Below are 22,863 nucleotides of genomic sequence, written 5' to 3' on the forward strand. Positions count from 1 at the left end.
TATTAGTCTCCGCTTGCGATGGGGAAAAGTGCGTTATCGATAGATTCGCATAAATTGTGTATTACCAGTAAATGTACCTCTTGTATACGAGAGGTTCTTGATGATGGGACTCTAATCTCTACGTCATTTTCACTAATAAATCCGGCCATTTCACCGCCATCGTTACCAGTAAGAGCAACGATTGTCATATCACGAGCGAGTGCAGCTTGCATCGCGCTAATGATATTTGCCGAATTGCCACTGGTCGATATGGCTAGCAAAATATCACCTGCTTGCCCCAGTGCTTTTACTTGCTTAGAAAATACATCAGTAAAAGAGGCATCATTTGCTATAGACGTAATAGTAGAGCTATCAGTCGTTAGCGCAATGGCCGGCAACGAAGGTCTGTGACGTTCATACCTATTGAGCAGCTCAGACGAAAAATGCTGGGCATCTCCAGCTGAACCACCATTTCCACAGGATAATATCTTATTTCCTCTGATAAGGGCATCTATCATCATTTGTGCGCCCTTTTGTATAGGCTCTGGGAGAGCTTCTGCCGCTGCAATCTTTGTCTGTATGCTTTCGGTGAAACTCTTCTTAATATTGTCTAACATCTTTGATGGGGCTCCTAATCGCTCAATTCGTGATGTGTTTATACTTGATCGTTTTTGTTTTATTGCCGTGGATACTAGCTAAATTTATTTTAGTAATAGTTTTACACATTATCTAACCAGCTAAGCTCTTCGTCGTTAATTGCAATTACGTCTATTCTCAAGTCAGTGTGATGTATATTTAGCTTATGGCGTTGTAAGTAACACATAATGGCTTTTGTCATTTTACTTCTTTTTGAAGGCGTAAAATACTCTGCAGCGTGACCATGCTCTTTAGTTGCTCGATATTTGACCTCAACAAAGACCCATTGTTGCGCGTCTTTAAAAATTAAATCAATTTCACCTTGAGGTACTCTAAAGTTACTTTCTATGAAACACAGCCCTTGACCTTCTAGATAGGTTTTTGCGTCAAGTTCCGCTTGTTCCCCCGCCTTTTTTGCGCGGTCTTGTCTAGTTTCTGCAAGCATTTGCTATTGCTACCCTATGAAAGCAGTCAACTATTGACCACTCGTGTCGTTAGTTATTGATAACCATGATAATTCTCGATTTAGCTGCTGTTTTTCATTTATGGATAAGTCACCACTTAAACCCGCAACCGAAAGATGTTCAAAAGTACTTAACTGCGCTAAATTATCGACCAATGAAAGGGCATCGTAGCCAAAAGCAAACAGTCTCAAAAATGCACTTGGTGGTTCATTAAAGAGGGTATCTACCGTCGCCGAAAGTGCTCTATTTCTTCCTTCAGGTAACAACCACGGCATGTCAACAAAAACTAAATTTCGTAAATCTCGTTGGCTATTTTTGCTTTGTTTATGGTCGTAACTATACGACGTGGCAAAAACAGGTATTTGTTCATCGGTAAATAAGCTAATACTGGTTTCAATGATGGGGTTGATAAGTTCAACATCATTTGGTCGCGCAAATATGACGAAGGCATCTACATCGCGCCGATTTCGGGTAACGCTATGTACTTTTTCTTGATGCAGATTTGATAATTGTTGAATGCGCTTTTGGCTCTGCAAAACATCTAATGCTGAGGTTATACCCACACGCATGCCTTTGTTATCTGAATATCTAATTTCCTGCAGTGGTGCACTGTTATCACTTTGTGACAACGCGCTCGCTTTCCAAGCATCAACGAATGCTAGATTCATGCGCCGAGTGGTGGAGCTACCGTCACTAATAATTACAGGATTGGCTATATTTCGTGCTCGCATCAATGCAACGAGTTGCTCTGCTTCTTGTTCTGGCGACAAGGCAAAACTTGCACTCAAATTTTGGCTGTTATCTAGCTCAGTTTGTGATTGATTGAGCAAGAGATGATGCTTTGCGGCTAAATCAAAAGCACCCACTTGAATAATATGAGAACGAAGAAGAGGCCCCACAATGGTGTCAAAAGGCGCGAGTAGTTCACTTGTAACCGCTTTCTTTATCGTAGGTAACGAGCCTGTATCTATAAACTCAATGCTTGCTTGAACCGTGACATTATTTTCTTTTGCAGCGCTTAATTTTTGATAATAGGCACTTAGCACACCTTGTTTGATGGCTTCGCCTTGTCCCGCCAAACGACCACTTAAGGGCAACAGTACGGCAATGCGTTGGTTTTCAGAATGATTAATGGCTAAATAACGAAGTACTTGTTGCGGTAAATTGTCGTTAAGTGCGGTGTTTGTAGTGTTTGATAACAAACGTTTTATATTCTGTTGCCTAGTGCCATCATTAATCGTTTTATCTTCAATAATCTCTAAAAGCGTTTTGTACTCTTGCAAAAGTGGATAGTTGAACGCTAATTCAGTGCGTTCTTGCGGACTAATAATCGAAAACCATCGCCATATTTTAGAAGACAACTGTGGGTCTAATTGCGTCTTATCATCTAAGCTTTTAGCTAATTGGCCATAGTCCTTGCTCAGTAGCTGATAGATGGCGTCACGATATTGTTTGTTTTCTGCTTGTAACTGCGCAGTTGCGATCTGTGTCCGCGTAGCTAAATCATAGCCCGTATCTAGCGTAATAGAATTTGTACGAATACCGTTTGAAATAGCTTGTTTAAGCCAGTTGTCGATAAGATTTATTAAGGGTTGTTTGTTTGATAAGTCGCTTAAATTGTCAAAAGAAAAGAGGGCGCATTCTGCTTTTAATAAATTGGCAATAGCTAAGTGCATCGGCTCCTTGATGCTTGCTTGCATATGTTTAATGATGATATTGCTGGCAGTGCATTGTTGCGAATTCTGGTAATTATTAGCCAATTCTAGCAAGGCTAAATTTCGTTCAGAAATATTCTGAGTAGTACTGTACTGCATTTCAATTTCTTCGAGCTGTGATTTCACACCAGATTGCTGAACTTCGGTAGTGGGGATGACTTTTTCAGGCGCTTTCGCAGTTTTTTGTGAGGGCGAGCCGCCACAGGCAATTAAACAATAACTGATACTTACAACGACTAAAAATTTAAGTGTTTTCACGTTTTTCCCGCAATACTATGGTTGACCTCGTGTAGTCTACTTGGCTGAGTAAAAATATCTAGCACAATTCATGCAAACTGTCCTTAAGTTTGTGTAAACTACGACAATACTTCTTTATCGAGATGAGATTACCTTGACCGGCACGTTATACATTGTCCCTACGCCTATTGGCAACCTTTCAGATATGTCGCAAAGAGCGATTGATATATTGAATGAAGTTGACTTGATTGCCGCCGAAGATACACGTCATTCAGGGCAACTCCTGCAACACTTTCTCATCAATACTCGCAGCTTAAGTTTACATGATCACAATGAGCAACATCGCACTGTATTGCTATTGCAAAAACTTCAAGCTGGCGAAAATATTGCGCTTATTTCAGATGCGGGGACACCCTTAATTAGTGACCCTGGTTATACTTTAGTGAGCACATGTAGAGCGCATAATATCAAGGTTATCGCCTTACCGGGCCCATGCGCCTTAACGACAGCGCTAAGCGCTTCAGGATTAGCCACTGACCGATTTATGTTTTTAGGGTTTTTACCCGTAAAGCAAAAAGCAAAAGAACAAGCTCTTAAATTTGCGAGCCTGCAACATATGACCTGTATTTTCTATGAGGCGCCGCGCCGAGTAGCAGATACCATTGAGGTCTGCGCACAAGTTCTACCTGCAAATCACCAAATAGTGCTAGCGAAAGAGTTAACGAAGCGTTTCGAAACCTATATCAGCGGAAGCGCTGAGCAGGTGTTAGGGTGGTTAAATGAAGAGCCTGCGCATCAAAAGGGCGAGTTTGTGTTGATGATTTACTGTAAAGAAGCAGTGGCAGAAGAATTGCCACTGCCGGCGAAAGAACTTTTGCAGCAACTAGGGCCATTGCTTCCGCCAAAATCAGCGGCTGCAGTGGTTAGTGAGCACTATAAGCTCAATAAGAAGAGCTTATACCAATACGCACTTTCATTAAAGGAGTCTTGATAGTCAGCAGCGCAATAGCCTTAAACGCTATCAAATAAATCTTGTACTCGTTGACGAAGATCATCGATTTTTGTGATATCAGCAGGAGCGATAAAGATGGTATCGTCGCCTGCAATTGTGCCAAGTACGCCGTCGGTATGACTTAATGAGTCAAGCAAACGGGCGATTAATTGGGCAGCACCGGGGCTAGTGCGAATGATCACCATCACATTGTTATGAACAATGTCTAGCACCAATTGCTTTAAAGGGCTTTTAGCGGTTGGCATGCCCAGCTCGGGTGGCAAGCAATAGACCATATCTCCACGGGCGTCACGGGTACGCACCGCACCAAATTTACTCAGCATGCGCGATACTTTAGACTGACTGATATTATCAAAGCCTAGATTTTTCAGCGCCAATACAATTTCACCCTGAGAGCCATAGCTTTCAGTTTTCAATATTTCACGAAATGCTTTGATAAGTACATCTTGTTTAGTGTTGGTCATAGGCCCCTGAAAAATCGCAGATTAATAATCCGCTTATTCTGCAATAAGCCCACCAGATAAGCAATTTTTGCTGGAAAAAACGTTTATTTAGCGTCTGATACCAGAGTATGATTGAGATTTTTCCTTAATTCGGCTAATCTTCGCGCTCAATTTATCAATCTAGTCACTGGAGATATCTTTATGAAAGTAGCCGTATTGGGCGCCGCAGGTGGTATTGGTCAGGCTTTGTCGTTGCTCTTAAAAACACAATTGCCAGCTGGTTCTGAATTAGCATTATATGACGTAGCACCGGTTGTACCGGGTGTTGCAGTGGATTTAAGCCACATTCCTACCGATGTAAAAGTAGCCGGATATGGTAAAGATGATTTAGCCGCAGCATTAACAGGCTGTGACATTGTTCTCATCCCAGCGGGCGTGCCTAGAAAGCCAGGTATGGACCGTTCAGATTTGTTTAATATCAATGCTGGCATCGTAAAAAATCTAATTGAAGCTTGCGCAGATAACTGTCCAAAAGCATGCATTGGGGTAATCACTAACCCAGTAAACACGACCGTTGCTATTGCCGCTGAAACGCTAAAAGCAAAAGGCGTATACGATAAAAATAAATTATTTGGTGTTACTACACTTGACGTTATTCGTTCTGAAACCTTTATTGCTGAACTTAAAGGTAAAAGCACATCAGAGATTCATGTGCCTGTTATTGGCGGTCACTCTGGAACGACTATCTTACCTCTATTGTCTCAGGTTAAAGGCGTAAGCTTTACTGACGAAGAAGTCGCAAGTCTAACTCCGCGTATCCAAAATGCGGGTACCGAAGTGGTTGAAGCCAAAGCGGGTGGCGGTTCAGCAACCTTATCAATGGGTCAAGCTGCAGCTCGTTTCTGCCTATCTTTAGTAGACGCGATGAACGGCAAAGACGTTGTTGAATACACCTATGTACAAGTGGATGGTTCAGAAGATGCTGCGTTTTTCGCACACCCTGTACGTTTAGGTAAAAATGGCGTTGAAGAAATATTACCTTATGGTGAACTTAGTGCATTTGAACAAAAAGCAAAAGAAGATATGCTAGGTGGCTTGCGTAACGATATCCAAATGGGTGTTGACTTCGTAAACGGGTAATCTTTACTCAAAACGCTTATCATGAGCGTTGAGAAAAACCAGTATGGCCGAATTTCTGATTCGCCTACTGGTTTTTTTATGTCCGTTTAAAAAATTTGTTTAGGATTTTCTTACTTTCATGTTGTTGTTAACATCACGACTCTGCTTAATCAATTCATCACTATCATCAAAGCATGACTTTGCCAATCGATCATACAGAACTACATTTGCCGTAACCGCCAAATTCATACTTGATTTCGTTGGGATATAAACGACATGTTCGCACGCATCTATGATGTTTTGTGGTACAGAGCCATCTTCTGGGCCAAATATATAAAATGCATTATTAGGATGAGCGAAAGAGGGCAAGGCTTGCGCTCCTTCTACAAGCTCTATTACAACAGGCGTTGCACCCTCTGGCATGGCCTTAAATAAATCATCCACCGCCAATGTAGGGATGCTGTGCCTAAATTTTTTGGTGTCTTCATGAAAGGCTTTTGCATAAGTATAGCGTTTGCCCGTATATAAGATTGATGTGACCCCAAAGCAGCCCGCAGCACGCAAGATAACGGCAACGTTGCTGGCTGACTTGGGATTGACCAATCCTAGGGTGATTTGCGTTTTGTCGCTATTCATCCCGCTTTGCATCGTATTATTACATTAAAGCATATCGTCACTAGCCGGTATTCCGCATGCCAACCGCGATGCCGGTAATCGCAACCATCATCGCCCGCTCAAGCACGACAACATCGTTGTCTTGAAACTCTGAGCTTTGGGCTTTGCGAATACGATCCAGTAATTCTATTTGCAAATAATGCAGTGGCTGCAGATAACCGGCTCTAATTTGCATCGAATTGCGACCATTCGGATCGTCTTCCATCATGTGCTCATGCCCGGTCATTGTCAGCAGACTTTGCATAGATTGAACTAGTTCTGCGCGCAACGCAGCACCAAAATGCAAGAGATTGTCTGGTACTAAGCGCTTGTCATAAGCTTCACTGACTTTCGGGTCGGCTTTTTGGAAAACCATATCGAGCATCGATAAGCGTGATGCAAAAAATGGCCATTGTTCAATCATTTCTTGCACAACAGGAGCGGTTTCACCTTGATTGACTTCATCTACGGCGCGCATTACACCCAGCCAAGACGGTAATACTAGTCGCGTTTGTGCCCAAGCAAATATCCATGGGATTGCCCGCAGGCTCTCTATGCCGCCGTTAGGATTACGTTTCGCTGGACGGCTACCTAGAGGCAGTTTGCCTAGTTCTTGTTCAGGAGTGGCAACTCTGAAGTAAGGTACAAACTCAGGATCGGTGCGCACTGTTTGGCGATAGTTGTCACGACCTTTGTCGGCCATCGTTTTGATGACATCACGCCATTGCGGCTTAGGCGCTGGCGGTGGCAGCAATACCGCTTCTAAAACGGCTGATGCGTATAATGACAAGCTGCGCTTGGCCAGTTGCGGCATACCAAACTTGTAGCGAATCGTTTCGCCTTGTTCTGTTACCCTAAAGCCACCATCGAGTGAACCTGGTGGTTGTGAATGAATCGCTGCCTTTGCCGGCAAACCGCCCCGACCAATAGTACCACCACGGCCATGAAACAATGTGAGTTTAAGCTTGTGCTCTTCGGCAATAGCCACAAGTTCTTCTTGGGCACTGTACTGCGCCCAGCCAGCGGCCAATGAACCAGCATCTTTAGCAGAATCAGAGTATCCAATCATGACAAATTGTTGGCCATTAATGTAGCCCTTGTACCAATCTATACTGAGTAGCTTTTGCATAACCATTGGTGAGTTATTTAGGTCGTCGAGTGTTTCAAACAAGGGGGCAACAGGCATTGCCCAATCAACCCCTGACTCTTGCAGTAATAGCTGCACTGCAAGTACATCTGATGGTTCACTGGCCATAGATATAATGTAAATACCAAAGCCGTCTTTACCATTGTTGGCAATAACTTTGCAGGTGTCTAAGACCTCTTTGACCTCATCGCTAGGCGTCCATTTGCGGGGTATTAAAGGTCTGCGTGAAGCAAGCTCGCGCAACAAAAAGGCTTGCTTGTCTTCTTCGTTCCACTGGTTGTAGTCGCCCATGCCTAAGTAGCGCGTTAATTCACTGAAAACGTCGGCATGGCGCTGTGCATCTTGTCTTATATCGAGTTTTAATAAGTGCATACCAAAACAAACCGAGCGACGAATGCAATCAAGTAAAATGCCATTGGCGATGACTTCCATGCCACAGTCCATTAACGATTCATAGCAAGCAAGAAGCGGCGCTTGTAATTCAGCATTTGATAGCACCCATTCACTTACATCTGCTTTCCCTTCTTGGGTGAGGGCGAGTTTCTGAATAATTGGCTTTAATACTTCGCGATAAGGCTCTTTAACATCCCCAACTTGACGTCGAAGCGTATCGTTGCATTGATTCATTGATAGCTCTGAATATAACTGGTCAAAGTCATTTTTAAAGAGTTTAGCAGCGCGCCTTCTGGCCCTAAGTAGTACTTCTTGGGTTAGGCTGGAGGTGACAAATGGATTCCCATCACGGTCGCCGCCCATCCACGAGCTAAACTGAACTGGCTTTGCATCAAGAGGTAATGAGCAATCAAAGTTTACCTGCAAATAATCGTCAAGATCACGTAAAAAATCGGGTACCGCTTCCCAAAGAGAGTTCTCTATCACCGAAAAGCCCCAGCGTGCTTCATCAACAGGGGTTGGGCGAACGCTTCGAATCTCTTCTGTATGCCAAGCTTGGCTAATCAAGTCAGCAATACGCTTTTTGACGCGCCGGTTTTCAACTGCAGAAATCGTAGGACTATGTAATTTTTGAAGCTGAGTCGCGAGTTGACTGTGTTTATATATATTGGTTCTGCGTTTTACTTCAGTGGGGTGGGCAGTAAGTACTAAATCGATATTTAAATTTTGGATAGCCGCGAGTACTTTATCTTTGTCGGCATTTATGTCTATTTGCTGGCTTAGGTTCGCAAGTTGTAATTCTAAAGAACTGTCTTGATTCTCAGCTATGTTGAATTCTTGCTCTGCGATATTCGCAAGGGTTAAAAACTGTGCGAAGGCTCTAGCGATAGTGAGCAAAGATTGATTGTCTAGCCCTGCTAAGGTTTGGGCTAAATCGCTAGTACTTTTTTCATCCCCTTTGGACGAATGACGGCCGTCATGTCGAATTTTTTCAATTCTCTCAAGCCACTCTTCACCTAACTCTGCTTGAATCGCCTCGCCTAGGGTCGCGCCTAAATATTTAACGGTTTCTTTAAGTTGCTCAATTAACGCTGGATTCATATTGTTAAAAAACTCCATGTGGCTAAATAACGTGGGTAAATTACGGGATGGGTAAATGACTCAATTAGATAATAAACCGAATTAACAAAATGGTACAGGTTAAACCTGCATGCACGTGTATCGTGCTTCTAAAAAAACACATTATTGTCTGGAATGTCAGGGGAATTTCATATCGTTGGCGGGGAAAAGTCATCAATATGTCGCCTTATCGTCTCGCATTTACATTTACTATGAGTCTTCCCTATACTACAGATTACAGGATTAAGTATGAGTAATGATGTGAAATTAAATAATAAAAAAGTACAGGCTTTAAGGACGACTAAATGCTGGAGTCAAGATGAACTATCGGCAGCTTGCGACTTAAGCGTAAGAACCATACAGCGTGTGGAAAAGACCGGCGTTGCCTCGCTTGAGACAACAAAAGCCCTTGCTGCTGTATTTGATATAAACCCTAGTGATTTACAAAAAACACAAAAGCTTGAAGGGATCGCTTTTAATTTTATATGTAAATATGCGTGGTTGCTTGCTTTTGCCTCGTCGAGCTGCTTTTTTGGCCTTTGGATTGTTGATATTCTTATCCCAACGCTAAAGGGAGCCGATTTTAATCAGCAATACGAACTGAACGGCAACTTCCGTTATCTTGATTTCGGCGGCATCAGCTTTGCCCTTGGGTTTATATTTCTTAGTATAAATGTTTACATCGATTATTTGAGTAACAAACGTATGTCGAAGGTTAAGCTATAGTGTTGCGTATATAAGCGGTAAATTTGACGCTTTTGTAAAGACTTTATCTTTCGCTTGCTTTAAGTCGTTATCCTGACTGTGATACACTTGGCCGTTAATCCTATTTCATATTAATCGAACATTTTAACGATACAGTAAACGGAGCAATTGTGGCAGATAAGTACACCAGTATAGAAGAACAAGCAAGTTACGGCATTGGCTATCAAATGGGCGAGCAACTTGCCTCTAATCCATTTGACGGGCTTGATATCGAAATAGTAAAAGCGGGCATTCAAGATGGATTCGCAAAAGCGATGCCGGCTGTTAGCAACGACGAACTACGTGTTGCTTTCAATGAAATTCATCAGCGTATGCAAGCCGCAAAACAAGAGCAGTTCGCAGGCGCGGTTCAAGCAGGTGCAGACTTTTTAGCCGCTAATGGAGAACGTGAAGAGGTTACTGTTACCGATTCAGGCTTGCAGTACGAAGTCATCAACAGCGGTGATGGCGCGACACCCACTGCTGAATCTACAGTACGTGTTCACTATCATGGTACATTAATTGACGGCACTGTTTTTGATAGCAGCTACGATCGCGGTCAGCCGGCTGAATTTCCGGTCAATGGCGTGATAAAAGGATGGACTGAAGTACTTCAACTAATGTCTGTTGGCGACAAACGACGCATCTACGTACCGCACGACTTAGCTTACGGTGAACAAGGCGCAGGCGCGGCAATTGGTCCTTTCAGTACGTTAATCTTTGATGTTGAGCTTCTCGACATTATCGCTTAAGCAAAAATACTAAATTGGGGCTACCGTGGTGGCCTGATATTTACTTTGAAAGCCAGGTACGTAGTGTATTCTGGCTTTTTTATTGTAATACCTAAACAATGACACTAACGCACCTGTTGCAAGCGCACTAACAAGTCCATACAATCTAAGGATAAAAATAAAAATGTAGCTTGAACCATGTTAGCCAAACTTAGTCACTTCATCGATAAAACCAACGCAATCATTGGCAAAACAATCGCCTATGCGACTTTATTGATGGCGCTTACCATGTTTGCTGTGGTTGTATTTAGATATGGTTTTGATTTAGGCTGGACGGCCATGCAAGAATCTATTACTTATATGCATGCGGCTGTGTTTCTTCTGGGCAGTGCTTACACCTACCAAAAAAATAGTCATGTAAGAGTCGATGTATTCTATCGACGATATTCAGTAAAAACCAAACACATAGTCGACCTTTTGGGCTGTTTATTTTTAATGTTGCCTGTCGCAAGCTATATAGCGATTACTTGTTGGCCCTATGTGATGGAATCTTGGCAGCTATTTGAGGGGTCGCGAGAGCCCGGTGGCTTGCCTTTTTTGTATGTTCTAAAATCCTTTATGCTGATATTTGCAATTATGATGATCTTACAAGCGCTGTCTGAAGTGATTAAACACTCAATACAGCTGCATTTATTGAGTAAGGCAGCATAATGGAGTTTCTCGCTTTAGTTTTATTTGCCGTGGTTTGTTTGGTGCTTTTACTTGGCTATCCAGTGGCATTAACCCTCGCTGGTGTATCACTTCTGTTTGCGTTTGTGGGTATTTCTTTTGGTGCCTTTGATGCGACTTATCTCATTTCAACGCCTAATCGTCTCTTTGGAATTGTTAACAACACGACCTTGATTGCGGTGCCTCTATTTGTGTTTATGGGGGTGGTGTTAGAAAAATCAAAAATTGCTGAAGATTTGCTCGTTACCATGTCGTCTTTACTCGGGCGTTTTAAAACAGGCCTGGGTGTTTCGGTGGTACTCGTAGGCATGTTGCTAGCAGCGAGCACTGGAATAGTAGGCGCAACGGTTGTCACCATGGGATTGTTATCGCTGCCAACCATGCTAAAACGTGGCTATTCACCGCAACTTGCCACCGGTGCGATATGTGCGACAGGTACCTTAGGGCAAATCATACCGCCCTCGATTGCACTGGTGTTACTTGGCGATGTACTTTCAAGTGCCTATCAAAAAGCTCAGCTTGATATGGGCATATTTTCTCCTGACAGTGTATCGGTAGGCGACCTCTTCGTGGGTGCTTTAGTCCCTGGTTTACTGCTTGTTGTGTTTTATTTGCTTTATCTTTGGGGAGTGAGCAAGTTCTCTCCACAACAAGTACCAAAGCATGGTCAGCGAAATGAGCATGCTAATTTGGCAGCGTTATTAATGGCGTTATTGCCACCACTCGTATTAATTGTCTGTGTATTGGGAGCAATCCTATTCGGTTTTGCTACACCAACTGAGGCCGCGGGCGTTGGCGCTACAGGTGCGCTATTGTTGGCGGGTCTTAAAAAACAATTAAACAGTACTAGCATAAAATATATTGTTCGAGAAACCACAAAAGTTACGTCTATGGTTTTTCTCATCCTTATTGGTGCTTCTATATTTTCACTTGTGTTTAGAGGCTTTGGTGGTGAAACCCTATTAAAAGACATCTTTACCTCGCTACCAGGTGGTGCATTTACCGCTATGCTGGTGGTAATGCTACTGATATTTTTGTTGGGTTTCATCCTAGACTTTATTGAAATCACTTTTGTTGTTGTGCCTATTATCGCGCCTATTCTCATCGTTATGGGGATTGACCCGGTATGGCTTGGTATTATGATAGCGGTCAATTTACAAACCTCATTTTTAACGCCACCTTTTGGATTTGCACTTTTCTATTTGCGTGGCGTCGCACCTTCAAGTGTTCATACAACACAAATATATAAAGGGGTTATTCCTTTTATTGTGATACAAATTATAGTATTGATTATTATGGCTATTTGGCCTCAAACTGTGACGTGGCTAGTTGATGCAATTTATGCTTAGTTCACAAATGTAGAATAAGGAAAAACACATGGGTAAATTATTACAAACGCTAAAGTTGGTGCTATTTGCACTTGTGAGTGTTGCACTGATTAGTTGCTCTGGGAACGAAGCGAGTAATACTAGTAGCGCTGATATGCTAAAACCGGTTGAAAAGGTAAAATGGAAACTTGTTACGTCTTGGCCGAAAAATTTTCCAGGCTTAGGCAGAGGACCTGAAACATTTGCTCAGTATGTGAATAGCATGTCGGGTGGCCGACTAGAAGTTAGCGTTTATGGCGCTGGCGAGCTTGTTCCAGCATTTGAAGTTTTTGATGCGGTGTCATCGGGCAGCGCACAAATGGGGCATGCGGGCGCATACTATTGGAAAGGAAAAATTCCTGCGGCACCGATATTCTCAGCCATTCCTTTTGGCATGAATGCGCTTGAAATGAATGCGTGGCTGCATCATGGCGAGGGTATGGCTTTATGGGAAGAATTGTATGCTCCATTCGGTGTTATTCCATTCGCAGGAGGTAGTTCTGGTGTACAAATGGCCGGTTGGTTTAAGAAAGAAATCAACTCCATCGACGATATGCAAGGGCTTAAAATGCGCATCCCAGGCTTAGGCGGAGAAGTTTTAAAAGAGATTGGTGGTTTGCCGGTAACCTTGTCGGGTGGCGAAATCTTTACGTCTTTACAAAGCGGCGCCATTGATGCAACCGAATGGGTCGGTCCTTACAATGATTTGACCTTTGGTTTACACAAAGCGGCTAAGTACTACTATCATAGTGGCTGGCACGAGCCTGGCACAATGTTAGAGTTTATCGTGAATGAAGAAGCATTTAAGGCCTTGCCAGAAGACCTACAAAAAATTGTAGAAGTTGCTACCCGAGCGGTCAATCAAGATATGTTAGATGAATACACCGCACGCAACCATATTGCGATGCAACAACTGATAGAAGAGCATGGGGTCACCGTGCTGCCATTGCCGAAGGACGTATTATCGGCCTTGAAAAACGCATCGCAAAAGGTGATTGCAGCTAAATCGGCTGAAAACGAAGACTTTGCAAGAATTTACGCTTCTTACGAAGATTTTTTTAAAGGCGTAAAACGCTACCATGCCCTTTCGGAAAAAGCCTATTATGAGAATCGGTAACGAGCATTCTTTTAGACATACTTTGGGTAATGCGTAAATGAAACGTATTGCATAAAAGAATCTGGACTGATTTGTTTTATACAAAAGCTCAGTTACCATAGCGCGCAATTAATACCTATACGCTGGAATGAGCATTTTGTGTTGGGTAATTTACTTATTATTAATATTGTTTAGGAGATTTACATGGTTATTAAACCAAAGGTACGTGGATTTATTTGTACGAATGCGCATCCAGTTGGGTGTGCAAAAAGTGTTGAAAATCAAATAGCTTATGTAAAGTCTCAGATAAAAAATGACCTTGCTGGGCCAAAAAACGTATTAATAATAGGTTCGTCGACTGGATATGGTTTGGCCTCGCGCATCACGTCTGCATTTGGATTTAATGCAAACACATTGGGCGTATGTTTTGAAAAGGCGCCAACAGAACGTAAAACTGGGACTGCTGGCTGGTATAATACTGCCGCTTTTCATGACCAGGCGCATCAGGCTGGCTTGTATGCCAGTACCATAAACGGTGATGCATTTTCTGACGAAATTAAAACCGAAGTGATTGACAAGATAAAAGCTGACTTAGGTAAGGTCGACTTAGTTATCTACAGTTTGGCATCTCCTCGCAGAACAGATCCGGATACAGGCGAAGTATTTAAGTCTACCTTAAAGCCAGTTGGGCAAGCCTACACCACTAAAACATACGATACCGATAAAGACCTCGTTCACGAAGTTTCCTTAGAACCGGCCACCGAAGATGAAATCGCGCAAACCGTAAAAGTAATGGGTGGAGAAGATTGGGAGCGTTGGTTAGTGCAGCTCAATGAAGCTGGTGTGCTAAGTGACAATTGCAAAACCACCGCATATACCTACATTGGAAAAGAATTAACTTGGCCGATTTATGGTCAGGCAACCATTGGTTTAGCCAAAGAAGACCTAGACAGAGCCGCAGCGGCTATTATTAGTAAATTATCAGGCGTAAATGCCCAAGCGAACGTGTCGTCATTGAAAGCACTGGTTACTCAGGCCAGTAGCGCTATACCCGTTATGCCTCTGTATATTTCACTTATTTACAAAGTAATGAAGGAAGAGGGCACCCATGAAGGCTGCATTGAGCAAATAGTCGGTTTGTATACGTCTTGTTTATATGGGGACAGTCCAAACGTAGATGAAATGAACCGCTATAGAATGGACGGCAAAGAAACTAACGAAGCAACCCAAGCGAAAATCAAAGCTTTGTGGGATCAAGTAACACAAGATAACTTTCATGAGCTTAGTGATTATAAGGGTTACAATACTGAGTTTTTAAACCTATTTGGCTTTGCCATTGAAGGTGTTGACTATGAAGCCGATGTAGACCCACTAATTGAGTGGAAGTAGCATCGCAAAGTTATAAGGCTCTATTGCGATGCAATAGGCCTTGTTACTCTTTTTACAGGTTCGCCTATTGATTCTTTGGCATAAATGAACACGCCAAAAAGTGAATCTTCTGCACAAATATACGCCCTAACACAGATTGCTGCGTTCAGGCGTTGTTTTTTGTATACATTTTTAAGAGTAGAATTACGCTTTTAGTATAATTCCCATAGCCTTTTAGGGGTAGTTAATGCTAAAATCGCGCCATAAATTGATAGGTAGATTAATATCGACCGGTGAAAAATGCCAAAATAAGCATTTTTTAATCAATACACCATAAGTAACATATTAATTAATAATAAGAAGTCATGTATTGCCAGTAGTTAGTTTCAAAAGAAGCGCGCTCAGCGATACTTTTTTGTTGAACTTTAAACCTAATGGAATAGGCACTAATTTAAACTAGCTTGCAACAGGCTAATTTAAATTAGTAACTATTTGAGAGTAGCAATTTGCATATGATTAAAATCAAAAAAGGCTTAAATCTTCCAATTAAGGGAGCTCCAAAGCAGGCGATAGGGGATACTCTGCCCGTCTCTAAGGTAGCTGTGTTAGGGGAAGAATACGTAGGAATGCGGCCGACCATGCACGTACAAGTGGGTGATTTGGTAAAAAAAGGGCAACTTTTGTTCGAAGACAAAAAGAACCCTGGCGTTAAATTTGTATCACCGTCTGCAGGAGAAGTGATTGAAGTTAATCGCGGCGCAAAACGTGTTTTACAATCCGTTGTTATTGGTATCAAAGGCGAAGAGTCCGTCACGTATGAGAAAGTTGCAGCAGATGCGATTCTTTCTACTGAACGACAAAAACTGGTAGATACCATCATAGAATCTGGATTGTGGACAGCGTTTAGAACACGCCCTTTTAGCAAAAGTCCTGCTGTAGATAGTACACCCCATTCTATTTTTGTAACTGCGATTGACACAAATCCACTTGCTGTCGACCCAGCCTTAGTGGTTGCTGAGCGAGAAGACGATTTTGCCAACGGTATTAAAGTGTTGTGTCAGCTAGTCAGCGGCGGCAAAATATTTGTATGTAAAGCGCCGGGTGCAAACATTAATGCCACAGGCGATAATGTTGAAGTGCATGAATTTGCTGGACCGCACCCAGCGGGTTTAGTTGGTACGCATATTCATCACTTAGACACCGTAGGCGTAGGTAAAAAGGTTTGGCATATTAATTACCAAGATCTTATTTCCTTGGGAGCAACAATTACGTCTGGCGAGCTAGACACGTCGCGTGTAATTTCTATTGCCGGCCCCGCTGCAAAAAGTCCGCAAATCGTAAGAACGCAGCTTGGTGCGAGCACGCACGAATTAGTGAAAGGACAATTTGATGATATACCGACTCGTATTATCTCAGGCTCAGTCCTAAATGGGACAAAAGCAAATGGTCCACAAGCATATTTAGGTCGTTTCCATTTACAAATTTCTTTGATTGAAGAAGACTCCGAGAAGAAATTTTTGGGGTGGATAATGCCAGGCGGTGACAAGCATTCGGTTACGCGTGCATATTTGGGTCACTTTAATCCGAAGAAACTTTTCAACATGACGTCAACCACAAATGGTTCGGACCGTTCAATGGTGCCTATCGGTAACTACGAACGCGTTATGCCGCTTGACGTTATTCCAACGCTACTACTTCGTGACCTGCTGTCTGGCGACACTGATGGTGCGCAAACTTTAGGCGCGTTAGAGTTAGACGAAGAAGATCTCGCACTGTGTACATATGTATGTCCAGGTAAATACGATTACGGTCCTATATTGCGTGAAGCATTAACGACTATTGAAGCTGAGGGGTAAGTCATGGGTTTGAAATCATTTATTGAAGATATAGAACCACAGTTTGAATCAGGTGGTAAATACGAGAAGTTTTACGCACTTTATGAAGCAGCGGCGACTATCTTCTATACACCAGGTAAAGTAAACAAAGCAAATACACACGTTAAAGATAGCATTGACCTTAAGCGCATCATGATTATGGTGTGGATGGCAACTTTCCCTGCTATGTTTTTCGGTATGTACAACATTGGTGCACAAGCACATGAAGCCATACTAGCCGGTGCAGGAAGTCTTCCTGATATTTGGCAAGCCTCTTTATTCACCATGCTTGGCGGTAACATGGACGCAAGCACTGGCTGGATGGGTATGATGTTCTATGGCGCATGTTTCTTTGTGCCTATCTATGCAACTACCTTTATTGTTGGTGGTTTCTGGGAAGTACTGTTTGCTTCTGTTAGAAAACATGAAATTAACGAAGGCTTCTTTGTAACTTCGGTTCTGTTTTCTCTAACATTGCCAGCGACTATTCCACTATGGCAGGTTGCTTTAGGGATTACGTTTGGTGTTGTTATTGCTAAAGAAATATTTGGTGGTACGGGACGGAACTTCTTAAACCCAGCTCTTTCTGGCCGAGCATTCCTTTATTTTGCTTATCCAGCACAAATATCAGGCGATCAAGTTTGGGTTGCAGCTGATGGCTATTCTGGCGCCACTTGGTTAACTCAAGCGGCCAATGGCACGCTTGAATATACTAGCGAAAACTTTATGCAAGCTTTCCTCGGTAATATTCCTGGCTCTGCCGGTGAGGTTTCAACCCTGATGATTTTACTGGGTGGTTTATTTATTATCTATATGGGTATTGCCAGTTGGCGAATCGTTGGAGGTGTTGCATTAGGCGCAGCCGTGTTTGGCTTCCTACTCAACGTTATCGGTGGCGGTGAATCGGCAAATGCGATGATGAATATGCCATGGTACTTCCATTTCGTAATAGGTGGCTTAGCCTTTGGTATGTTCTTTATGGCTACCGACCCTGTCTCTGCTTCGTTTACGAATCAAGGTAAATGGTTTTACGGAATATTTATAGGATTTATGACGGTGTTTGTACGCGCGCTCAACCCTGCCTTCCCAGAAGGTATTATGTTAGCAATATTATTTGCTAACCTTTGGGCACCCTTATTCGACTATTTTGTAGCACAAAGTAATATCAAACGGAGGATTGCACGTGTCGGCTAAAAAAGAAACCTTGGGTAAAACGGTCGGCGTAGTAGTTGCTGTTTGTTTAGTTTGTTCTATCATTGTATCGGGCGCAGCTGTTGGCTTACGAGAGCTTCAAAACACGAATGCCGCACTCGACAAAAAGTCGAACATACTGACTGCCGCTGGCTTGCTAGAACAAGCTAGTGATAAATCAGACATTGCTGCTTTATATGCAGACCGAGTAGAAGAAAAGTTTATCGATTTGGCGACAGGTAAATATGTCGAAAAGCCAAGTCCAGATTTTGATATGTACAAAGCCGCTAAACAAGCTGAGTTTGGTGTTGCGGTAGAGAACAGCAACGTTGGTTTTAAGCAACGGTCAAGCATTGCCTCTGTTTACCATATTAAAAATGAGCAAGGCGATGTGTCTCGTATTATCTTACCCGTGCATGGCAGTGGTTTATGGGATTTGATGTACGGTTTTTTAGCGGTTGATAACGACGGCCATACCATTCGCGAATTGATTTACTATCAACACAAAGAAACTCCTGGGTTAGGCGCTGAAGTACAAAACCCTGCGTGGCAAGATAAGTGGGATGGTAAGCAATTATACAAAGACGGTAAAGTCGCCATTTCGGTTGACAAAAACGTTGGAAACGATAACCAATACGCTGTTGATGCATTGTCTGGCGCGACCTTAACAAGTAACGGTGTTGAAAACACACTCGTGTACTGGGCCGGCGAAAATGGTTATGGAACTTATTTAAAAAATCAATCTTGGAAATCCTAAGGCACGATAATGGCTGATACTAAAGAAATGAAAAAAGCCCTCTTCGGGCCGATAATTGATAGTAACCCTATCGCTTTGCATGTACTGGGCATCTGTTCTGCGCTTGCAATCACAACTAAACTCGAAACCGCATTGGTAATGTCATTAGCACTCACCGTGGTAGTTGCGTTTTCTAACTTGTTTATTTCCTTAATTCGAAATCAAATACCTTCTAGCGTACGTATTATTGTACAAATGACCATTATTGCCTCTTTGGTAATCGTGGTTGACCAAGTACTCAAGGCGTATTCCTATGAAATATCGAAGCAGCTTTCGGTGTTTGTAGGGTTGATTATCACAAACTGCATCGTAATGGGACGCGCTGAAGCATACGCAATGAAGTCGCCTCCTTTGATGAGCTTTTTAGACGGAATTGGAAACGGCCTTGGCTACAGCTTTATTTTGATAGTTATTGGTACCGTAAAAGAATTATTTGGTTTTGGCACCATCTTGGGCTACACCATTCTTCCGTTAGTTCAAAATGGTGGTTGGTACACCGGTAACGGTTTGCTAATACTACCTTTTAGCTCATTTATATTGATTGGCTTAATGATTTGGGCGATACGCGTTGCGCGTCCAGAACAAGTCGAACCAAAGGAATAGGTCATCATGGAACATTACGTATCACTACTTATTCGCGCTATATTTGTTGAAAATATGGCTCTGACCCTTTTCTTAGGGATGTGTACTTTTTTGGCGGTGTCGAAAAAGGTTAAAACTTCTATGGGCCTTGGTGTCGCGGTAATCGTTGTACTAGGTATTTCAGTACCCGCTAACCAAGTGATTTATACTACTATCTTGGCTCCGGGTGCTTTAGAGTGGGCCGGTTTTCCCGATGCTGATTTAAGTTTTTTGAGCTTTTTGACCTTTATCGGCGTTATAGCTGCGTTAGTACAAATTTTGGAAATGACTTTAGATAAGTTTTTCCCTGCTTTGTACAATGCCCTTGGCATATTCTTACCACTGATTACTGTAAACTGCGCCATTTTTGGTGGAGTAGCCTTTGCAGTACAGCGTGAATACGACTTTGCAGAAAGTATCGTGTATGGCGTTGGAAGTGGTGCAGGCTGGGCTTTAGCTATTGTCTTATTAGCGTCGGTTCGTGAAAAACTTAAATATGCTGATATGCCTGACGGGATTCGCGGTTTAGGTGCCGTTTTCATGATTGCGGGTCTAATGGCCCTTGGTTTCCAATCCTTCACTGGTGTTGCGCTGTAAAGCGAGCGAGGAGTTTATAGAGTGGAAAATGTAGATATTTATTTAGGCGTTGGCATGTTCATCGCAATTGTATTGATATTGGTATTTGTGATTATGTTTGCCAAATCAAAGTTAGTGCCTAGTGGCGAAGTTAAGATCTTAATTAACGATGACCCAGACAACACGATTACCACCCAGCCTGGTGGCAAGTTGTTAAATGCCCTTGCTGACTCAGGTATCTTTGTGTCGTCTGCTTGTGGTGGCGGTGGTTCATGTGGACAGTGTCGTGTTGACATTAAAGACGGTGGTGGCGAGATATTACCAACCGAGCTTGATCACATTACCAAGCGCCAAGCAAAAGATGGCTGCAGATTGGCATGTCAAGTTGCGATTAAGCAAGACATGAAAATCGAATTACCTGAAGAAGTATTTGGAATTAAAAAATGGGACTGCGAAGTACTATCCAATAATAACGAAGCAACCTTTATCAAAGAGCTTAAGCTCGGTATACCAGATGGTGAGAGTGTGCCCTTCCGCGCTGGTGGTTATATACAAATTGAGGCGCCACCCCATCACGTTAAATATAAAGACTTCGATATTCCTGAAGAGTATAGAAAAGACTGGGAACATTTTGGCTTCTTTGATGTTGAATCGAAATGTGAAGACGAAACCATTCGCGCATACTCAATGGCAAACTACCCTGAAGAAGAAGGTATTATTTTGTTGAACGTGCGTATTGCTACGCCGCCACCTAATAACCTTAGTTTACCAGCAGGTAAAATGTCGTCGTTCATTTGGTCACTTAAGCCTGGCGATAAAGTGACTATTTCTGGCCCATTTGGTGAGTTCTTTGCCAAAGATACTGATGCAGAAATGGTATTTGTTGGCGGTGGTGCTGGTATGGCACCAATGCGTTCGCATATATTTGACCAATTACGTCGTATTAAAACTGACCGTAAAATCACTTTTTGGTACGGTGCGCGTTCTTTACGTGAAATGTTTTATGTTGAAGATTTTGACATGCTACAAAAAGAGAATGAGAACTTTAAGTGGCATGTTGCACTGTCTGATCCTCAGCCTGAAGATAACTGGGAAGGCGATACTGGATTTATCCATAACGTATTGCTCGAAAATTACCTCAAAGATCATCCAGCGCCTGAAGATTGTGAGTTCTACATGTGTGGTCCACCCATGATGAACGCAGCGGTAATCAACATGCTTAAAGATTTAGGCGTAGAAGACGAAAACATCATGCTTGATGATTTTGGTGGCTAGTTTACGTTAAGTTTTATTGTAAAAGGGGCGAAAGCCCCTTTTTTGTATCGAATTTTTGTTCCACTCTCTGTGCCGTAACCCGGCACACTCAAGGTGTAGATGCCATGCAACACATATTATCGAAGTTTCTTATTCTTGTTTTGTGCTTAGTCGTGTTTTCTTGTTCACAGTCAGGGTCACCACTGGTCACTATAAACGGCGAAACAATGGGAACCACCTATACGGTAAAGTACCTCAATAAAGACGCTACGCAAGCGTCACCAACGCCTACTGAAATGAAAAACAAGATTGATACCTTGCTGATAGGGATAAACCAATTAATGTCGACTTATATCCCTGATTCAGAGCTTTCACGATTAAATCAAACGTCACAAAACGTGGCGTTTCCAATATCAGAAGCTACACAATATGTGATTCAAGAAGCGATGGATTTACACGTGCTTAGCAAAGGCATGCTCGATATTACTGTGGGACCATTGGTTAATCAGTGGGGATTTGGCCCAAATGCGAAGGCGATTAAAATTCCCACAAAAGAACAAATCATAGAAACGATGACTTACGTTGGTATCGACAAGTTTACCCTTGAAAACGGCCAAATAATTAAACAACATCCAAAGGTCTATATTGATCTTTCTACTATCGCCAAAGGCTACGGCGTAGATGAAGTCGCTGAATTGCTGTTGTCCGAGGGATTTTCAAATCACTTGGTTGAGATTGGCGGGGAAATGCGCCTCAGGGGTAAAAAGATGAATGATGAAAGCTGGTTAGTTGCTATTGAGAAACCTTTGTCGGGACAACGTTCTATCCAACGAATAGTAAATGTTGGCGACAATGCTATTGCTACATCGGGTGACTATCGCAATTATTTTGAAGAAGACTCAGTTAGATATTCCCACCTGATAAATCCAAAGACAGGTTATCCAATACAGCACAAATTAGTTGCAGTTACCGTCGTTGCTCCTAAATCAATAAGGGCAGATGGTTTGGCAACGGCACTAATGGTAATGGGTACGCAAGCCGGCAAAGCATTGGCTGAGAAAGAGGGTATAGCCGCTCTATTCATTACTAAAGAAGGCGATAACTTTGTAGAACACCAGTCGACGAGGTTTATCGAAGAAGTTGAAATTATTGAACAAAAGCCTGTCCATTAGGATAGGCCAAATAAAACGGTATACGATGTGAATTGTTGCCGCTGGTGGACTAAGTCAATCATGATGGCTATAATTGCACCAGTTTGAGAATATGAAGAGGGCAGTGTGAGTACATTTATTTTAGCGTTTGGTTTCTTTTTATTGATGTCATTAGCCATGGCCATTGGCTACATTTTTCAAAAGAAAAGTATTTCAGGTTCTTGTGGTGGTTTAGGTGCGTTAGGTGTAGAGAAAGCCTGTGATTGTCCTGAGCCTTGTGATCGTAAAAAAGCACGACTAGAAAAAGAAGCGAAGCGACAAGCTAAACTAGACGAGTGGAAAAGCAATCAAATTTTATAATAGGGGGCAGTTAACATGCCTCTTTTTCACGCTTGAGCGTAAAATCGCGTCCGCGCCGGCCCTAAAGAAAACCGTCAGCGCTTCTTT

General features: G+C 42.5%; 22 protein-coding genes. 16 read left to right on the top strand and 6 right to left on the bottom strand.

From position 1 onward, the window contains the following. Positions 1-2: 2 nt before the first annotated feature. The 3 genes from AC0L6H_RS09855 to AC0L6H_RS09865 all read right to left on the bottom strand — a co-directional run bounded on the left by AC0L6H_RS09855 (position 3) and on the right by AC0L6H_RS09865 (position 3,052). A complete protein-coding gene (locus tag AC0L6H_RS09855) occupies positions 3-596 on the bottom strand; it encodes a phosphoheptose isomerase (protein WP_473394086.1) in 594 nt (197 codons plus the stop codon). A gap of 101 nt (positions 597-697) precedes the next feature. Continuing rightward, positions 698-1,060: a YraN family protein gene (locus AC0L6H_RS09860; protein WP_473394088.1), complete on the bottom strand. Its 363-nt coding sequence runs from the start codon at positions 1,058-1,060 to the stop codon at positions 698-700. A 30-nt stretch (positions 1,061-1,090) separates the two neighbouring features. After that, the gene (locus AC0L6H_RS09865; protein ID WP_473394089.1) at positions 1,091-3,052 is read right to left on the bottom strand and encodes a penicillin-binding protein activator; all 1,962 of its coding nucleotides are present in this window, start codon (positions 3,050-3,052) and stop codon (positions 1,091-1,093) included. A 127-nt stretch (positions 3,053-3,179) separates the two neighbouring features. Here AC0L6H_RS09865 and rsmI point away from each other — a divergent pair, with 127 nt between their 5' ends. Continuing rightward, positions 3,180-4,022, top strand: a complete 843-nt coding sequence (gene rsmI, locus AC0L6H_RS09870; protein ID WP_473394507.1) for a 16S rRNA (cytidine(1402)-2'-O)-methyltransferase — start codon at positions 3,180-3,182, stop codon at positions 4,020-4,022. Between the two features lie 20 nt (positions 4,023-4,042). On the opposite strand, the gene argR is transcribed toward rsmI, so the two are convergent. After that, the gene (gene argR, locus AC0L6H_RS09875; RefSeq protein WP_473394090.1) at positions 4,043-4,507 is read right to left on the bottom strand and encodes a transcriptional regulator ArgR; all 465 of its coding nucleotides are present in this window, start codon (positions 4,505-4,507) and stop codon (positions 4,043-4,045) included. 180 nt (positions 4,508-4,687) lie between these two features. Here argR and mdh point away from each other — a divergent pair, with 180 nt between their 5' ends. Beyond that, complete coding sequence (gene mdh, locus AC0L6H_RS09880; protein ID WP_473394092.1) at positions 4,688-5,626, top strand: malate dehydrogenase; 939 nt, start codon at positions 4,688-4,690, stop codon at positions 5,624-5,626. Between the two features lie 99 nt (positions 5,627-5,725). On the opposite strand, the gene AC0L6H_RS09885 is transcribed toward mdh, so the two are convergent. Then, the gene (locus AC0L6H_RS09885; RefSeq protein WP_473394093.1) at positions 5,726-6,241 is read right to left on the bottom strand and encodes an RNA methyltransferase; all 516 of its coding nucleotides are present in this window, start codon (positions 6,239-6,241) and stop codon (positions 5,726-5,728) included. A gap of 40 nt (positions 6,242-6,281) precedes the next feature. Next, on the bottom strand, positions 6,282-8,900 hold the full coding sequence (ppc, locus tag AC0L6H_RS09890; protein WP_473394094.1) for a phosphoenolpyruvate carboxylase: 2,619 nt from the start codon (positions 8,898-8,900) through the stop codon (positions 6,282-6,284). A gap of 267 nt (positions 8,901-9,167) precedes the next feature. Here ppc and AC0L6H_RS09895 point away from each other — a divergent pair, with 267 nt between their 5' ends. From AC0L6H_RS09895 to nqrM, 14 genes are all read left to right on the top strand, one after another. Further along, a complete protein-coding gene (locus AC0L6H_RS09895) occupies positions 9,168-9,644 on the top strand; it encodes a helix-turn-helix domain-containing protein (protein WP_473394096.1) in 477 nt (158 codons plus the stop codon). 149 nt (positions 9,645-9,793) lie between these two features. Next, positions 9,794-10,414, top strand: a complete 621-nt coding sequence (locus tag AC0L6H_RS09900) for an FKBP-type peptidyl-prolyl cis-trans isomerase (protein ID WP_473394097.1) — start codon at positions 9,794-9,796, stop codon at positions 10,412-10,414. 177 nt (positions 10,415-10,591) lie between these two features. Then, positions 10,592-11,104: a TRAP transporter small permease subunit gene (locus tag AC0L6H_RS09905; protein ID WP_473394098.1), complete on the top strand. Its 513-nt coding sequence runs from the start codon at positions 10,592-10,594 to the stop codon at positions 11,102-11,104. Beyond that, complete coding sequence (locus AC0L6H_RS09910) at positions 11,104-12,471, top strand: TRAP transporter large permease (RefSeq protein WP_473394100.1); 1,368 nt, start codon at positions 11,104-11,106, stop codon at positions 12,469-12,471. Before AC0L6H_RS09905 ends, AC0L6H_RS09910 begins: the two co-directional genes overlap by 1 nt. Before the next feature lie 28 nt (positions 12,472-12,499). Further along, complete coding sequence (locus tag AC0L6H_RS09915) at positions 12,500-13,606, top strand: TRAP transporter substrate-binding protein (RefSeq protein ID WP_473394101.1); 1,107 nt, start codon at positions 12,500-12,502, stop codon at positions 13,604-13,606. Positions 13,607-13,789: 183 nt separating this feature from the next. Next, complete coding sequence (gene fabV / locus AC0L6H_RS09920) at positions 13,790-14,974, top strand: enoyl-ACP reductase FabV (RefSeq protein ID WP_473394102.1); 1,185 nt, start codon at positions 13,790-13,792, stop codon at positions 14,972-14,974. A 491-nt stretch (positions 14,975-15,465) separates the two neighbouring features. Further along, entirely contained in the window at positions 15,466-16,809 is a 1,344-nt protein-coding gene (locus tag AC0L6H_RS09925) for a Na(+)-translocating NADH-quinone reductase subunit A (protein WP_473394104.1), read from the top strand. A gap of 3 nt (positions 16,810-16,812) precedes the next feature. Continuing rightward, complete coding sequence (locus AC0L6H_RS09930) at positions 16,813-18,021, top strand: NADH:ubiquinone reductase (Na(+)-transporting) subunit B (protein ID WP_473394105.1); 1,209 nt, start codon at positions 16,813-16,815, stop codon at positions 18,019-18,021. Continuing rightward, the gene (locus tag AC0L6H_RS09935; RefSeq protein ID WP_473394106.1) at positions 18,011-18,775 is read left to right on the top strand and encodes a Na(+)-translocating NADH-quinone reductase subunit C; all 765 of its coding nucleotides are present in this window, start codon (positions 18,011-18,013) and stop codon (positions 18,773-18,775) included. The genes AC0L6H_RS09930 and AC0L6H_RS09935 overlap by 11 nt, the downstream gene beginning before the upstream one ends. 9 nt (positions 18,776-18,784) lie before the next feature. After that, positions 18,785-19,417 (top strand): NADH:ubiquinone reductase (Na(+)-transporting) subunit D, encoded by a 633-nt coding sequence (locus AC0L6H_RS09940; protein WP_473394108.1) that lies wholly within the window; start codon positions 18,785-18,787, stop codon positions 19,415-19,417. Positions 19,418-19,423: 6 nt separating this feature from the next. Beyond that, on the top strand, positions 19,424-20,032 hold the full coding sequence (gene nqrE / locus AC0L6H_RS09945) for an NADH:ubiquinone reductase (Na(+)-transporting) subunit E (protein ID WP_473394109.1): 609 nt from the start codon (positions 19,424-19,426) through the stop codon (positions 20,030-20,032). A gap of 21 nt (positions 20,033-20,053) precedes the next feature. Next, a complete protein-coding gene (nqrF, locus tag AC0L6H_RS09950; protein WP_473394110.1) occupies positions 20,054-21,286 on the top strand; it encodes an NADH:ubiquinone reductase (Na(+)-transporting) subunit F in 1,233 nt (410 codons plus the stop codon). Positions 21,287-21,390: 104 nt separating this feature from the next. Continuing rightward, on the top strand, positions 21,391-22,437 hold the full coding sequence (locus AC0L6H_RS09955; RefSeq protein WP_473394112.1) for an FAD:protein FMN transferase: 1,047 nt from the start codon (positions 21,391-21,393) through the stop codon (positions 22,435-22,437). A gap of 105 nt (positions 22,438-22,542) precedes the next feature. Beyond that, the gene (nqrM, locus tag AC0L6H_RS09960) at positions 22,543-22,776 is read left to right on the top strand and encodes a (Na+)-NQR maturation NqrM (RefSeq protein WP_473394113.1); all 234 of its coding nucleotides are present in this window, start codon (positions 22,543-22,545) and stop codon (positions 22,774-22,776) included. The last annotated feature ends 87 nt before the right edge of the window (positions 22,777-22,863 follow it).

The organism is Glaciecola sp. G7-5 (genome assembly GCF_055808975.1).

Bases quoted from the DNA above. Each gene is read 5' to 3' on its own strand.
- AC0L6H_RS09855 (WP_473394086.1), bottom strand. From the start codon at position 596: ATGTTAGACAATATTAAGAAGAGTTTCACCGAAAGCATACAGACAAAG.
- AC0L6H_RS09860 (WP_473394088.1), bottom strand. From the start codon at position 1,060: ATGCTTGCAGAAACTAGACAAGACCGCGCAAAAAAGGCGGGGGAACAA.
- argR (WP_473394090.1), bottom strand. From the start codon at position 4,507: ATGACCAACACTAAACAAGATGTACTTATCAAAGCATTTCGTGAAATA.
- mdh (WP_473394092.1), top strand. From the start codon at position 4,688: ATGAAAGTAGCCGTATTGGGCGCCGCAGGTGGTATTGGTCAGGCTTTG.
- AC0L6H_RS09885 (WP_473394093.1), bottom strand. From the start codon at position 6,241: ATGAATAGCGACAAAACGCAAATCACCCTAGGATTGGTCAATCCCAAG.
- ppc (WP_473394094.1), bottom strand. From the start codon at position 8,900: ATGAATCCAGCGTTAATTGAGCAACTTAAAGAAACCGTTAAATATTTA.
- AC0L6H_RS09895 (WP_473394096.1), top strand. From the start codon at position 9,168: ATGAGTAATGATGTGAAATTAAATAATAAAAAAGTACAGGCTTTAAGG.
- AC0L6H_RS09905 (WP_473394098.1), top strand. From the start codon at position 10,592: ATGTTAGCCAAACTTAGTCACTTCATCGATAAAACCAACGCAATCATT.
- AC0L6H_RS09910 (WP_473394100.1), top strand. From the start codon at position 11,104: ATGGAGTTTCTCGCTTTAGTTTTATTTGCCGTGGTTTGTTTGGTGCTT.
- AC0L6H_RS09915 (WP_473394101.1), top strand. From the start codon at position 12,500: ATGGGTAAATTATTACAAACGCTAAAGTTGGTGCTATTTGCACTTGTG.
- fabV (WP_473394102.1), top strand. From the start codon at position 13,790: ATGGTTATTAAACCAAAGGTACGTGGATTTATTTGTACGAATGCGCAT.
- AC0L6H_RS09925 (WP_473394104.1), top strand. From the start codon at position 15,466: ATGATTAAAATCAAAAAAGGCTTAAATCTTCCAATTAAGGGAGCTCCA.
- AC0L6H_RS09930 (WP_473394105.1), top strand. From the start codon at position 16,813: ATGGGTTTGAAATCATTTATTGAAGATATAGAACCACAGTTTGAATCA.
- AC0L6H_RS09940 (WP_473394108.1), top strand. From the start codon at position 18,785: ATGGCTGATACTAAAGAAATGAAAAAAGCCCTCTTCGGGCCGATAATT.
- nqrE (WP_473394109.1), top strand. From the start codon at position 19,424: ATGGAACATTACGTATCACTACTTATTCGCGCTATATTTGTTGAAAAT.
- AC0L6H_RS09955 (WP_473394112.1), top strand. From the start codon at position 21,391: ATGCAACACATATTATCGAAGTTTCTTATTCTTGTTTTGTGCTTAGTC.